At 40.2% G+C, this 13,714-nt stretch carries 13 protein-coding genes; 7 read left to right on the top strand and 6 right to left on the bottom strand.

Annotated elements, in window-relative coordinates; all coding sequences use genetic code 11:
* Positions 1-384 precede the first annotated feature (384 nt).
* Positions 385-1,779, top strand: coding sequence for an L-cystine transporter (locus JOD18_RS11300; protein WP_204669139.1), 1,395 nt, complete (start codon positions 385-387; stop codon positions 1,777-1,779).
* 148 nt (positions 1,780-1,927) lie between these two features.
* Here JOD18_RS11300 and JOD18_RS11295 read toward each other — a convergent pair whose 3' ends face one another.
* Positions 1,928-3,295 (bottom strand): CitMHS family transporter, encoded by a 1,368-nt coding sequence (locus JOD18_RS11295; RefSeq protein ID WP_204669138.1) that lies wholly within the window; start codon positions 3,293-3,295, stop codon positions 1,928-1,930.
* Between the two features lie 465 nt (positions 3,296-3,760).
* Here JOD18_RS11295 and JOD18_RS11290 point away from each other — a divergent pair, with 465 nt between their 5' ends.
* Entirely contained in the window at positions 3,761-4,792 is a 1,032-nt protein-coding gene (locus JOD18_RS11290) for an acyltransferase family protein (protein WP_204669137.1), read from the top strand.
* 123 nt (positions 4,793-4,915) lie between these two features.
* On the opposite strand, the gene JOD18_RS11285 is transcribed toward JOD18_RS11290, so the two are convergent.
* Complete coding sequence (locus JOD18_RS11285; RefSeq protein WP_204669136.1) at positions 4,916-5,776, bottom strand: fructosamine kinase family protein; 861 nt, start codon at positions 5,774-5,776, stop codon at positions 4,916-4,918.
* A 94-nt stretch (positions 5,777-5,870) separates the two neighbouring features.
* Here JOD18_RS11285 and JOD18_RS11280 point away from each other — a divergent pair, with 94 nt between their 5' ends.
* Complete coding sequence (locus tag JOD18_RS11280; protein ID WP_204669135.1) at positions 5,871-6,140, top strand: DUF5327 family protein; 270 nt, start codon at positions 5,871-5,873, stop codon at positions 6,138-6,140.
* Between the two features lie 19 nt (positions 6,141-6,159).
* The gene (locus tag JOD18_RS11275) at positions 6,160-6,528 is read left to right on the top strand and encodes a DUF423 domain-containing protein (RefSeq protein ID WP_204669134.1); all 369 of its coding nucleotides are present in this window, start codon (positions 6,160-6,162) and stop codon (positions 6,526-6,528) included.
* A gap of 48 nt (positions 6,529-6,576) precedes the next feature.
* On the opposite strand, the gene JOD18_RS11270 is transcribed toward JOD18_RS11275, so the two are convergent.
* The 3 genes from JOD18_RS11270 to hemQ all read right to left on the bottom strand — a co-directional run bounded on the left by JOD18_RS11270 (position 6,577) and on the right by hemQ (position 8,114).
* Positions 6,577-6,819, bottom strand: coding sequence for a hypothetical protein (locus JOD18_RS11270; protein ID WP_204669133.1), 243 nt, complete (start codon positions 6,817-6,819; stop codon positions 6,577-6,579).
* Between the two features lie 15 nt (positions 6,820-6,834).
* Positions 6,835-7,245 carry a spore coat protein GerQ gene (gene gerQ, locus JOD18_RS11265; RefSeq protein WP_204669132.1) on the bottom strand — a complete coding sequence of 137 codons (411 nt, stop codon included), beginning with the start codon at positions 7,243-7,245 and terminating at the stop codon, positions 6,835-6,837.
* Positions 7,246-7,367: 122 nt separating this feature from the next.
* Positions 7,368-8,114, bottom strand: coding sequence for a hydrogen peroxide-dependent heme synthase (gene hemQ, locus JOD18_RS11260; RefSeq protein WP_204669131.1), 747 nt, complete (start codon positions 8,112-8,114; stop codon positions 7,368-7,370).
* Positions 8,115-8,688: 574 nt separating this feature from the next.
* Here hemQ and pta point away from each other — a divergent pair.
* The 3 genes from pta to JOD18_RS11245 all read left to right on the top strand — a co-directional run bounded on the left by pta (position 8,689) and on the right by JOD18_RS11245 (position 12,244).
* On the top strand, positions 8,689-9,669 hold the full coding sequence (gene pta / locus JOD18_RS11255) for a phosphate acetyltransferase (protein ID WP_204669130.1): 981 nt from the start codon (positions 8,689-8,691) through the stop codon (positions 9,667-9,669).
* A gap of 309 nt (positions 9,670-9,978) precedes the next feature.
* Positions 9,979-11,073, top strand: a complete 1,095-nt coding sequence (gene menC, locus JOD18_RS11250; RefSeq protein WP_204669129.1) for an o-succinylbenzoate synthase — start codon at positions 9,979-9,981, stop codon at positions 11,071-11,073.
* 337 nt (positions 11,074-11,410) lie between these two features.
* Positions 11,411-12,244, top strand: coding sequence for an SDR family NAD(P)-dependent oxidoreductase (locus JOD18_RS11245; protein WP_204669128.1), 834 nt, complete (start codon positions 11,411-11,413; stop codon positions 12,242-12,244).
* 607 nt (positions 12,245-12,851) lie between these two features.
* On the opposite strand, the gene JOD18_RS11240 is transcribed toward JOD18_RS11245, so the two are convergent.
* Positions 12,852-13,673: a lipoate--protein ligase family protein gene (locus tag JOD18_RS11240; RefSeq protein WP_204669127.1), complete on the bottom strand. Its 822-nt coding sequence runs from the start codon at positions 13,671-13,673 to the stop codon at positions 12,852-12,854.
* Positions 13,674-13,714: the final 41 nt, after the last annotated feature.

Raw genomic sequence — 13,714 nt, 5'->3', positions numbered from 1 at the left:
ATCTATTACGTATAGATGCTCTTTTTTAATTTATTCTAAAGTTAAGTTATCACTCGTAATGGTTGGCTGAAGAAAACAAATCAAGCCTGTTCTGGATTAGACCGTTATCTTTTTGATATCCAAATCATATAATTGACAGTAAGATGGAATAGTAGTACTATAAATCATAGTGATTTTATCGGGATTGTCATGTGCATACTTGTATTTTGGGATAAGAAATGGCTCTATGGAAAATCATGTTTACGAGATATTTTCCCCAGCGTTTTAAATCTATCAAGACATTAACATGTGCCAGCCATTTTATTTCCTTGATATTCTAAAAACTAGAAATTCAGACAATTTGCGTCATGATAAACCAATACTTTTTATAAAAGGAGGAGTATAATGGATACTTTGTTTATTATTATTAATGTGGCAATTATGCTTATATTTATTGGGATTTTAATCGTAATGCAACGAAAACATGTATCTTTTAGTAAACGTGTGTTTGCAGGGTTAGGGTTAGGTATTTTGCTGGGTGCCTTTCTCCAAATAGCCTATTCCGCTGATTCAGAAGTGGTAAGTTCTACCACGGATTGGTACAGTATTGCCGGAAGCGGGTATATTCGTTTACTTATGATGATTGTTATCCCATTAGTAATGGTGTCAATTATTCAATCTATTATTAATTTGGAGAAATCTGCTGAACTGGGGAAAATGTCGGCATGGATTATTGGTATCCTCGTGGCGACTGCCATGGTGTCGGCCTTGGTTGGAGTAACCAGTGCGACGGTCTTTAACTTAAATGCCGATCAGATTGAAATGGGGGAGGCTGAGCAACAGCGAGCCCTTGATTTAGAAGATAGACTAGGCACTGTCGAAGATATGAGTATGCCTCAGCAGATATTGGAATTTATTCCGTCTAATATTTTCTTAGATATGACAGGTGAACGGGCTACATCGGTTATCGCTGTCGTGCTGTTCTCTATTCTAGTCGGTATCGCAGTACTGGGGGTGAAGCGAAAGCAGCCAGAGCAAGCAGAGAAATTTATTGATATCGTCAATACGTTTTATACCGTTATTATGCGTTTGGTGACCTTAATCCTGCGCATTGCACCATATGGTATTCTGGCTTTAATGGCAAATACGGTGGCACAAACAAATATTGCGGGTATTGTGGAACTCGGTAAATTTGTCGGTGCCTCTTATGTGGCGTTAATTGTTATGTTTATCATTCATTTGCTGTTATTGGCTGTGTTTAAACTAAACCCGTTTATCTTTGTACAGAAGGTATTACCGGTATTAAGTTTTGCCTTTACATCACGTTCCAGTGCAGGAACGATCCCATTAACGATTCAAGTACAACGTGACAGCTTAGGGGTGCATAATGGTACAGCGAATATGGCGGCTTCATTCGGTGCCACAATTGGTCAAAACGGCTGTGCTGGTATTTATCCAGCGATGTTAGCTGTGATGATTGCACCTACCCAAGGTATTGATCCATTATCGCCAGGGTTCCTATTATCCCTTGTCGTTATTATTGGGATTAGTTCCTTTGGTGTTGCCGGTGTTGGCGGCGGTGCTACTTTCGCAGCATTGATTGTTTTATCGTCCATGAATCTGCCTGTTGCCTTAGCTGGTTTGCTGATCACTGTTGAACCGTTAATCGACATGGGACGTACTGCATTAAATGTAAATGGCTCGATTGTATCAGGTACCTTAACATCGAAATTTATGAAAAAATTAAATGTGAAGGCTTATCATGACAAACAGACGATCAATAAAGATATTGCATTATAGAGGATGTTCAAAAAATAATTGTTTCTGAAGATAGAAGAATAACCTTTAACTTTGGATTCTAGCGGAAAAGCCTCGGGAGCAGACCTATTGATAGGTCTGCTCTCCGAGGCTTTTTCGTAAGTTTATTTTATCTAGTTGATGGAATCTTTTAAATAACACCAATTAAAATAGCAAACCCTAACAATACAATACTGAATCCCCATAGCCAAAAGAAAGAGTATTTGATATGTTTCCCCATGTTGGCAGAAGCTAGTCCAATACCTAACCAAAGAGCGGGAGAAAAAGGACTGACAAATGTTCCGATAATATTACCAATCATCATGGCATATGCTGTAGAAGTAGCCGCAACCCCTTGTGTAGTGGCAATTTGTTCTACAATTGGCAGTAAGGCAAAGTAATAAGCATCGGTACTTGTTAATAGATCCATCGGTACACCGAATATTCCGACAATAATATGTACATATGGAACAACAAAACCAGGCATAATCGCAATAGCAGCTAAGGCAATTTGTTTTAGCATATCCGATTCATTCAGTACGCCAAGGAAGACACCAGCCGCTAGAATAACCGCTGCCATCATTAAGGCATTTGGTGCATGTGCCTTTACTCGTTCCATTTGACTGTCTACCCCTTTATAGTTTAAAGGAAGAGCGATAGCAACTCCAATCATAAAGGCATATTGCGGTGCAAGCAGTCCAGACATCATCGTACTTAGAACAGCAATCGTCAGGATTAAGTTCATCCAGCTCAAACCTTTATAAGATCGTGGCTGTTCCTTAGCTTGTGCTCGTTCTTCATTTTGTCTGAGCATAAATTGATCAGCAATTGCGTGGATATTGACATTGTTACTTAATTGAATCTCACCAGCCGCTGCTCGTTTGGCGATCCGGCGCTTTTCACGAAAGCCAAGCAGAACTGCTAACAAAATAATTAACCCTGCCCCAATCGCCTGAACCGGGATCAACGGCAGATAATACTCGATTAAATCTGCTTCGATAACGGTTGCAGCACGAGCAGTTGGCCCGCCCCATGGGATCATATTAATTACTCCAGCACTGAGTGCGACGAGTAAAAGCAATAAATAACGACTCATATGTAACTCTTTATACAAGGGTAGCAGCGCAGGAATACATAGAAGGAAGGTGGAAGCACCAGCTCCATCTAATTGGGCAATCATCCCAATAAGCGCAGTAGCAATGGCAACAATGACTACATTACCACGTGTAATGACAATCATAAACCGAATAAAAGGATTAAATAACCCGATATCTTGCATAATGCCAAAATAAAGAATAGCAAAAATAAACATAATAACGACGCCCATTACTTGCGCAGAGCCTTTTTCCAAAAAAACTGCTATTTCTTGAAAACCGAAACCTGCTATCAGGGCACCTATAATCGGGATAATGATCATCCCTACAATCGGGCTGACTTTGTTAGAAATTAACAGCCCTACAATCGAAAAAATTATCACAAGGCCTACAATTGTAAGCCAAATAGAAATATCTCCTTGCATCACATACTCCTCTCCAGTATGGTCACTTTAAGAATTGGGAAAAGTTCCTCTATTTATAATAAAGTAGTAATATATTAAATTCAATCCTTATTAACCGTAATTCTGTTGTTGATTATTCAACTTTAGCACACAAAAACAAACACCTATACCTTGCTAACCATGTCAAAACCGTTCTTCATTATTCCTCTTGCCTTACCTTTCTTCGATGAACTAGCAGCGTGTGTTCTAACAGGTTAAGCCTCTACCAAATTTTGTAGAAGCAAATGGTCAGCCTTAGCGGCTACCTTGCTCACAATAGCGGTCATGAGGAGAAAACCTGTGGACAAGCCTTCATCATAAAGAAAAATTTCAAGTTGTTAACATAACATTTACAAAGTAGTAACAATCGTTCAAAATGCTTTTTGTTCAGAACAAAAAAGGGTACTATGGATAATGTAAAGTTAAAATATAAGAGGAGAATGGGACATGAAACGAGAGGTTTACTTTGATAATGCTAAACTCTTGTTTATCTTTTTAGTGGTGTTTGGTCATTTAATCCAGCCTTTAAAAGACAACATTGAAGTGATAAACGTATTATATCAGTGGATATATTTATTTCATATGCCGGTCTTTATTCTAGTCAGTGGTTTCTTTGCGAAAGGAGCCAGTGATCGAGGGTATCTGATGAAACTAGCTAAACGAATCTTACTTCCTTACTTTCTGTTCCAGCTCTTCTATTCCTTTTATTTCTTAACGATTGGAAAGAGCAGTTGGGATCAGGCAATATATGATCCACAGTGGGGATTGTGGTTTTTACTAAGTCTATTTAGTTGGCATATATTATTAATTGGTTTCAAGAAATTAAAGCCGATGTTAGGTATTCCAGTTGCTTTTCTGATTGGAACAGCCATTGGTTATCTGCCTTTTATTGGACCAGACTTAAGTTTGTCGAGAACATTTGTCTTCTTTCCATTCTTCCTAATTGGTTATTGGCTTCATACTGATCAATTATATAAATGGCAGACATTGCCCAAGAAGGTGGCAGCAGCTGGTTTATTAACAGTTGCCTTGGTCATCACTTATCTTGCACCAGACATACCGGTACAATGGCTGTTTGGTTCACAACCTTATCAACAGCTTGCGGCACCTATACCAGGTGGATTATTCCGCGCCAGTTTATACTTGGTTGCCCTTTTAATGGTGTTTGCCGTGCTTACGCTTATACCGAGAAAAGAATTCAGCTTCTCAAAGCTGGGCCAATATACGATCTATGTGTATCTGTTACACGGTGTCATTATTCAGTATGTACGCGAAGCGAACTTACTGGCGGTGAATCAGAATCTTGATACTTTAGGGCTTGCTGTAATCGCAGCTTCCATTGTGTTGTTACTCTCTTCTAAATGGGTAGTAACGTTGACACAGCCGATTGTAGAAGGGAAAATCGATTTATTACAAGCACGCTGGTCTAGGCGCAGACAGCGCCGGAAGGCTTATCAAATGAAAGAAGAATCATCTTGACATAAATGACTGCTGCCGAAAGAGAAGGCAGCAGTCATTTGTTTATGATTTTGAGATTGCAAGAAAGTGGAAGATAGACAGGCCCAAGTAAGGGATGATTATGAAGAACAGTATGTTTGAGACTTAACCGGCGTATTTCTTTAGTATTTGATCGACACTACTTCCATACCCTTCACCAAAGATATTCAAGTGAACGAGTAAATAGAAGAGTTGGTAAATAGGTTTAACTTCTTGGTAATAGTCAGCAATCGGCAGCAGTGTTTGGTAATGGGAATAAAAGTCGTCAGGGAATCGGTGAAAGAGTTCCGTAAAAGCCAACTCAAATAAGTGATCTCCATAAACAACGGATGGATCGATCACATATGGTTTCCCATGCGGACCAGCAAGCCAATTACCACCCCATAAATCGCCATGCAGTAAGGAAACCCTTGGATGGCTTGGCAGATAGCGATCTAACCGGTTTAGCAATGTTTCCAGTTTGGCTCGTCTGGCATGGGGCATTCGCTTCTGTTGGATAGCAAGGTCTAGTTGTGGCAGGAGTCGTTGTTCATGGAAATAATTGATCCAGTTATCGTACCACTTGTTTGGCTGAATTAATTCACCAACAAAGGTAGGGTGCTCCATCCCATAGTGTGGAGCAGCAGGTGCAAGATGAAGGGCGGCTATCTGTTTGCCTAATTGTTGAGCAGTAGTTGCTGATGTTTCCCCTTGTATCCATTCCAGGATAAGCACCATTTCTTGGTTATCTATTGTCTCATCATAATAGTATACTTCCGGGACAGCAATCGTTCCAGTTGCACGAATACGCTCTAAGCCATCAGCCTCGACTTTAAAGAAGTTACCCGTTACACCTTGATTGGTTTTGATAAAATATGCCTGCTGTTCCGTTTTTACATAGTAGGCTTGCCTAATTTCGCCGCCAGATACAGGCTGAACGGTTTGAATCGCTGTGTGATCTCCTATTTTCCTTAAGCTTTGTTCCATAACGTGATCCTCCCAGTTCTATTCTCTTTTAGATGTTTGTATTTTGAATCCACTTGTAACCATTGTATAATATCAGGAGAGAGGATGAGTAATCATGACCATTACGAATCAACAAATTTTAAGAAAAATAATTGCTGAGTGTGAGCAGGCCTTAAAGAATGAGGAAAAAGTGCGTGAACATGCAAAAGCGGTACAGGCATTAACCGATTTATTACTGGAATATGATGTTCCAACAGCCTCTCCAACGATAAATGAGCTGGAGTGGAAGAAGATGGTCGGCCATCCTGCACCAAAACCGGTCCAAAAACAAGCGAAGCAAACAGCAAGTGAAGAGACGCAGAGTGATTCATTATTAGACTTTTGATAGAGAGGTGTCCACAGCAATGAAATTGTTTTTACTATTAGGTATTCTAAATGGCTTCTTAGCCGTTGCCCTTGGTGCGTTTGGCGCTCATGGATTAGAAGGAAAACTATCTGAAAAAATGCTTGCTACTTGGGAGAAAGCTGTACAATATCAAATGTTCCATACCGTAGCCTTGCTGGTTACTGGACTGGCCATGCAGAAGATAACAAGCGGCAGTATGGTATCGGCAGGCTGGTTCTTTTTTGCAGGAATCCTGCTGTTTTCAGGCAGTCTCTATATTTATTCAACTACACAAATAAAGACTTTTGCCATGATCACTCCGATAGGCGGAGTGGCATTCTTAATCGGCTGGGTATTGTTAGGATACGCTGTGATCAAACATATCTAACAGTATAGAAAAAAAGGTTCCAATAGGTTGGAACCTTTTTTCTGATGGTTAGAGAAAATAATAGATCAGGATCATTCCGCCAACTACTCCAAAGCCCCTTACAAGAGATTGAGAGAAGAAAAAACGATTTCCTTTGCGCCATTCTTGGGCTGCATCCGTAAACAAGGCGACACTGACACTTGCCAATGTAAGCATAGTAAATAGAAATGATGTATTGATCCAGGCGAGGATCAGGCAAATGAGTGTAAAGTAAAAACAATAGATGGTAATCTGATCGGAACGAGATTTCATTGTGGCAAAATGCCTTTAGCGTGGTGCATTGGCATATGGATAGTCATAAACAATTTCTTCATCAAAGGTAATGTAATCCAAATAAACCATCAATAAAATGTACCTTTTTCCTGTTTCGGTGTCACTTAAGATAATATGGTCCCGGCCGGCTGCTTCAATAATCCCCTTGAATATCTTGGCATTCCAACGATCGTTATTTTCAAAAGTCATATAAACGGTGGCTTGCTTTCCTCTGTTGAGCCGTAAGATATTTTCGATGTAAGATTGCTCCATCGGAAGCATGCCTGGCGTGGCGTTCGCTTGCTGCATGTTTGGTATCATTGGTGTATTTGGTTGGTTTTGGACCGGATAATTTTGTGTGCCGTAATAATTTTGCGGATAATAAGGCATTGCCTGAAATTGATTTTGATTATCTTGCTGATTCATAGATAAAAACCCCTTTCGATAGTCGAGCTGTTGTCCGCTACATTATCTATATGTAACAAAAGGGGGGAACATTCCTATGAATTGAAAAAAAGCTGGTATCAAAAACCAGCTTTTGATATAGATTATATGACTAGATAAGCAGGTATATCCTCTGTTTTAAGAATATTACCTACATAGAATGGGCCGAATTCCCCGTAACGAGCACTGACAACATCAAAACGCATTTCGTAAACAATTTTCTTAATTTGCAGTACATCTTTTGCAAACAGGGTAACACTCCATTCCCAATCATCAAAGCCCATCGAACCTGTAATAATCTGTTTGATTTCACCAGCATATTTTCTCCCTGTCAGACTGTGCTCATACATCAATTGACGGCGCTCATCATAAGGAAGCATATACCAATTATCATTTCCTTCACGCCGTTTGTCCATTGGATAGAAACAGATATGATCCCATTGCGGCAATTTTGGTGTTAAGCGGGCACGTACTCCCGGGTTATCTTCTGGATTATCTGTGTCTTTAGACATATATTTGGATAGTTCCACGACTGATACATAGGAATAGCTAGGTATGGTATACTCGGCAAATTTTGATTTGTTAAAGGCTAATTCAATCTCACTGAGTTCCTGCATGGTCGGACGTAAAATCATCAAAATAATATCTGCCTTTTGTCCCATTATAGAATAGAAGGCATGGCTGCCATCCCGTGCTTCGGCAACAGCTTCCCATTTGTGTAACAAGTTTTGTAATTCTGTTTGTGCTTCCGCACGATCTGCCTCAGAGGCTTGTTTCCATTTGGTCCAATCTATCCTGCGCAGATCATGTAAGCAATACCAGCCATCCATTGTTTCTACTGCTTCTGGCATCAGACTCCACTCCTTTTATAACAATTATTTATTATGGTGTTAACCATCCGCTTTTGGTTCAAAAAGATCCCAACAAGGCGAGTGTTCACACGCTGATAAAGTGAAACTTCGTTCAGTGGGGGGTTTTTCCATCCCACTGAATGTTAGTTGAACCGATCGGGCCTAAGCTTCCCACTTAGCAAAAGACGTGCTTGAAGTGGGGGTTTTACAGCCAGTTACACTGCGATAAATTTCACTTTATCTTAATATACCATAAGTAGAGAAGATTAATCAGGAACCGGCTATAAGGATTAACTAAAAAATTCCATAAAAATGAACAAATCAGGAATTTTTTTGAGAAAGGGCTGTGTTATATCGGTGCTGCATTGATTAGGATTAAACATAGCTTTTTAAAATAGATTTTGATATCCTTGAATTAAGTGTAAAATACAAGGAGATAATGAGTAATGTGTCTCCAGCTGTACAGAGACTCACCGATTTTTTCAGAAAGTACTTTTTTTGTTGAGCTTTTACTTTCATTGTTACACAAAAAGGCGTATCATATAGTACAGATAATAAATTGGAGGGTTGAATCATGAGTGATTTATTTGAAGATGTAAAGAAGAGATTGTACGGAAAAACTAGTAAAATTGTGCTTCCAGAAGGATTGGATGAGCGAATTATTACTGCTGCCAGCCAACTGAAAAAGGAAGGATTAGTAGAACCTGTACTAATCGGATTGCAAGAAAAAATAGAACAGAAGGCAAAAGAAATTAATATTTCTATGGAGGATGTGGAAATTATCGACCCTAGTACATATCCTGCATTTGAAGAAATGGTTACCTCTTTTGTAGAACGACGTAGAGGGAAGGCATCGGAAGAGGATGCACGCAAATTGCTGTTGGATGAAAACTATTTTGGAACCATGCTTGTTTATATGGGAAAAGCAGACGGACTGGTAAGCGGGGCCGCACATTCTACTGCCGATACCGTAAGGCCAGCTTTGCAAATCATCAAGACCAAACCAGGTGTTAAAAAGACTTCTGGTGTTTTCGTCATGGTACGTGATGATGAGAAATACGTGTTTGCTGATTGTGCCATTAACATTGCACCAGACAGTCAAGATCTGGCAGAGATCGCAATCACCAGTGCGGAGACAGCTGCCTTATTTGATATAGATCCACGTGTAGCTATGTTAAGCTTTTCTACTAAAGGATCGGCCAAATCAGAAGAAACCGAGAAAGTGGTACAAGCTGCAGCTATTGCAAGAGAAAAAGCACCTGAACTGACAATCGATGGAGAGTTCCAATTTGATGCTGCCTTTGTCCCTTCTGTGGCGGAGAAGAAGGCGCCAGGATCTGTCCTAAAAGGAGATGCCAACGTATTCGTATTTCCTGGATTAGAGGCAGGTAATATTGGATACAAGATAGCCCAACGCCTAGGCGGCTTCGACGCAGTCGGACCGATCTTACAAGGCTTAAATAAACCAGTAAATGACTTATCAAGAGGGTGCAGCAGTGAAGATGCCTATAAATTAGCACTAATCACCGCCGCCCAATCTTTAAATGCACAGTAGATCCCTACTGTGCCTTTTCTCTATTTAGTATGGTAGGTCTTATGGACAGAAAAAAGGGGAAATCCATTCTTCAGTCCATAAGAATGTTATGACGGACAAAAAAGCGCGAAATCCCAAAACTTTGTTTGTCATCTTGGCTATGACGGACAAAAAAGCGCGAAATCCTAAAACTTTGTCTGTCATCTTGGCTATGACGGACAAAAAAGTGCGAAATCCCAAAACTTTGTCTGTCATTCCAAGTTCAATAAGTGCAAATATAAGGATATTTTTCTAAATGGATGGTAGAAACATAGAAAGGAATATGCCGTGATGTTAGTTTTTGAACAACTTTGTCTTCACCGTTTTACAATGCCATTAAAATTCCCATTCCAAAACAGCACAACAACGGTGACTGAAAAAAAGGTGTTGATTGTGGAATTAATTGATCCTGCAGGAACTCGCGGGTATGGGGAGTGTGTGGCCTTCGATGCGCCATGGTATACAGAAGAAACAATAGAAACTGCTCAGCATATCATTGCAAACCACATCTGGCCAATGATCAAAACACAAACAATCTCCCATCCTAATGAACTGAACCTTTCCCCCATTCGGCGCAATCATATGGCAAAAACGGCAATAGAAGGAGCAGTATGGGATTTATATGCCAAAAAACAACGCCAGCCGCTTTATCAAGTGATCGGTGGGAGAACTAATCAGGTACCGGTTGGAGCAGCAATTGGTATTCAGCCAGATTATTCCACCTTAAGCCACAAGATCCAGCAAGCACTTAACAAAGGTTTTCAGCGCATTAAATTAAAGGTGAAACCAGGATACGATATTAAGATACTGGAACAAGTTCGCCGTGATTATCCCGATCTATCACTGATGGTTGACGCAAACTCTGCCTATACCTTGCAAGAAATCGACCACCTTAAGCAGTTTGATTATTTTAATTTGCTGATGATAGAACAACCGCTGGCAGCAGACGATTTTCTGGAACACGCGGTACTCCAACAACAAATAAAAACCCCGATTTGTCTGGATGAGAGTATTCATACCTTAGAAGATGTTAAAGTCGCCTTAACATTAAAAAGCTGTCAAGTAATCAGTATAAAGCTGGCAAAGGTAGGAGGGTTCCGACAAGCGATAACAATCCATGATTATTGTCAGGAACAAGGGATTCCTGTTTGGTGTGGGGGGATGCTGGAAGCGGGAATTGGACGGGCGCAGTCATTGGCATTAGCTACTTTGCCGAATTTTTATTATCCTGCCGATCCAGGTCCGTCTAACCGTTATTGGCAAAAAGACATTATCCAGCCAGAGATTGAAATGGAACATGGGATAATCAAACTGCCTGATCATCCGGGGATTGGCTATCAAGTGGAACTGCCACCCAGTCAGTCAGAGTGCCTTGATTCAAATTGACGGAACAAATGGATGATACAGTTTGTTCCGTCACCTTCCTGTGATGATTTATCAAGCTATCAATCGACTATGATATGTATCGCCGCTGTTTCATTTAGCAATAGTCTGATGGACTCACAAACCTGCATTGCTTTTGTTTGTCATTCTTCAAACGCTACGATTCATTGCTATTGTTTATCTGGTTCTCACAAATAACTAGTAAGCAACCTTCTCTCCTTTTTATCCCGGCGCAACCATCCATAAACCCGTTTTATAAATTATTTCATTAAATATGACAATAGATGTCAAGAATTACTGTTTATAATGAAGATAATTTCTGTTGAAAGGATTTAAGAAAATGCAACCACTTAAAGAAAAAATCGCACTAGTAACCGGAGGAAGCAGAGGAGCTGGGAAAGGGATTGCGGTCGAATTAGGAAAAGCAGGTGCAACCGTTTATATTACAGGACGCAGTACAAAAGAACACGCTACAAATAACTGGCCGGGAACCATCGATGATACAGTCTCACAAATAGAAGCGGCAGGAGGAAAAGGTATTGCCATTCGTTGTGATCATACCAATGATGCAGAAACAGAGGCAGTGATTAACCGAATTCGAAAAGAACAGGGTAAATTAGATATTTTGGTAAACAATGTGTGGGGAGCACATGATCTTGGGGTAGAGGCGAAGCCTTTTTGGGAATTGCCTTTACAACATTGGGATACTATGTTTACGGCAGGTGTACGAGCCCAATTAGCAACGAATCATTTCGCCATTCCGTTGCTTCGAGAGAATGAACAAGCTCTGATCATTCATACCACCTTTTGGAATGATAACAAATACACAGGGCAGTTTTATTATGATTTAGCCAAGCAAGCAATAATTCGAATGGCATTCGGCCTTTCTATAGAATTACAACAAGATAACATTGCTGTGCTGGCTGTTTCACCAGGTTTTATGCGGACAGAGCTTGTGTTAAAACATCATCAATCAGATGAAGCACACTGGCAAGAGGCGGCTGATTTACAGCAAACAGAAACACCACATTATGTCGGGCGTGGGGTTGCTGCACTGGCAGGAGACCCTCATATTATGGAAAAGACAGGACATGTATACAGAGTAGGCGATTTGGCGAAGGAGTATCAATTTACAGATATAGACGGCCGCTATATTCCGCCGTTTACTATTTAATCATATCTGGAAAAGGACGTCTCATTCGCCCTTTTCTATGTGTACCAGGCATGGCAACTATCTAGGTGGTGAAAGGAGAAAAACAAAAAAACCTTGCTTAGTGAGATGTCTTTAATACAGATACTACTGCTAAACTCATCCAAAATTTTGCGTTAATTTTATTATAAATTCTACCACATATAGTTCACAAATTTGATAGGTATATATTAAAGAAACTATAACAAGAAGCAAACCTGACGCCATTTGAATTTTGTCCTTTTTGTTCTTCGTATATCTATACAACAGTCCGTACCACTGTTAGAACAACACTTCTGTTTGATGTCATTGATTACCTAATATGTTGTCATTTTATCACAAAATAGAATGTATGAAAGGTTGTCAACAACAATCTATTTTTAAGTAATGCGAAATGATTATGCAAATCTCCACTGCTCATGGTGAGAAGGTTATAGTAAAATATATAATATATTGCTATGTAAAATTCGATGAGAGGGTGGATACAATCGATAACATTTCTTATGGAGAACAATGGATAGAGATGCTAGAAAAAAAGAATAAGCGAGGAATCGAGTAGAGGGAAAAGTTACTAATTTCCCCTTCTACTCGATTACCTGAGTGCCTTTTGATTCCTGTCAATCATTTGCTGCATCCGCTGTTCAAATATGGTTAGTTCTTCACCGGCTAAGTCTGCTTCATAGGTATCGCCAAAGAGCCGCTTTACCCGATCTATCGCATCGGCAACCGTTAATTCAACACCAATCAATTCAGACAATGACCGCATAGTATCAGGCTTTATAACTGGATAGTCAAAACGCATATCCTCTTTGGCGCCGCCAGCTTGATAAAATTGACGGATTAATGCGGCTCGCTGAGCACCACTGCCGCGCATGCAAAGATAAATCTGTACAGCTATTCCTTTCTTTACCCGGCGCTGAGAGATGCCGGCGAATTTTTTTCCGCCAATGCTTAAGTCATAATCACCAGGACAATAAGAGCCTGCTATTTCATAGGCTTCGATTTCATCTGTCAAATCACTATACATATCTTGAACAAAGGCTGTCATCAATTGGTAGCCAGAATGGATGCCCATCTCCGGCAAATCTGGCACAATAAAAGAAAAATTCAGCACATCTTGATCCAATGCTACAGCAAGCCCGCCAGAATTACGCACAACCACATCATAGCCCTGTGCCCGCAAAAGGGCTACGGCTTGTTCGACTTCAGGCAGTCTGGTATCAATGATACCAAGTACTACGGTTGAATGATGCACCCAGAATCGGCAGGCGATTTGATCAAGCGATCCGCCGATAACTTCACATAAGGTATCATCTACGGCAAATGAGGCCATAGCAGTGGTTAGTGTATCAGGATCACTGTGATCAATGATTCGTATTTGTTTATCTTTAAAAAAAAGCTCCCAGTCCTTCATACATACGTATCCTCCAACTCTTATCACGATCCGGCCTTCTA

Origin of the sequence: Gracilibacillus alcaliphilus (assembly GCF_016909015.1) — a bacterium.
In the GTDB taxonomy this organism is placed as follows: Bacteria; Bacillota; Bacilli; order Bacillales; family Amphibacillaceae; genus Gracilibacillus; species Gracilibacillus alcaliphilus.
The sequence above is the reverse complement of the archived record's forward strand: the minus strand, read 5'-3'. Positions and strand labels throughout refer to the sequence as shown.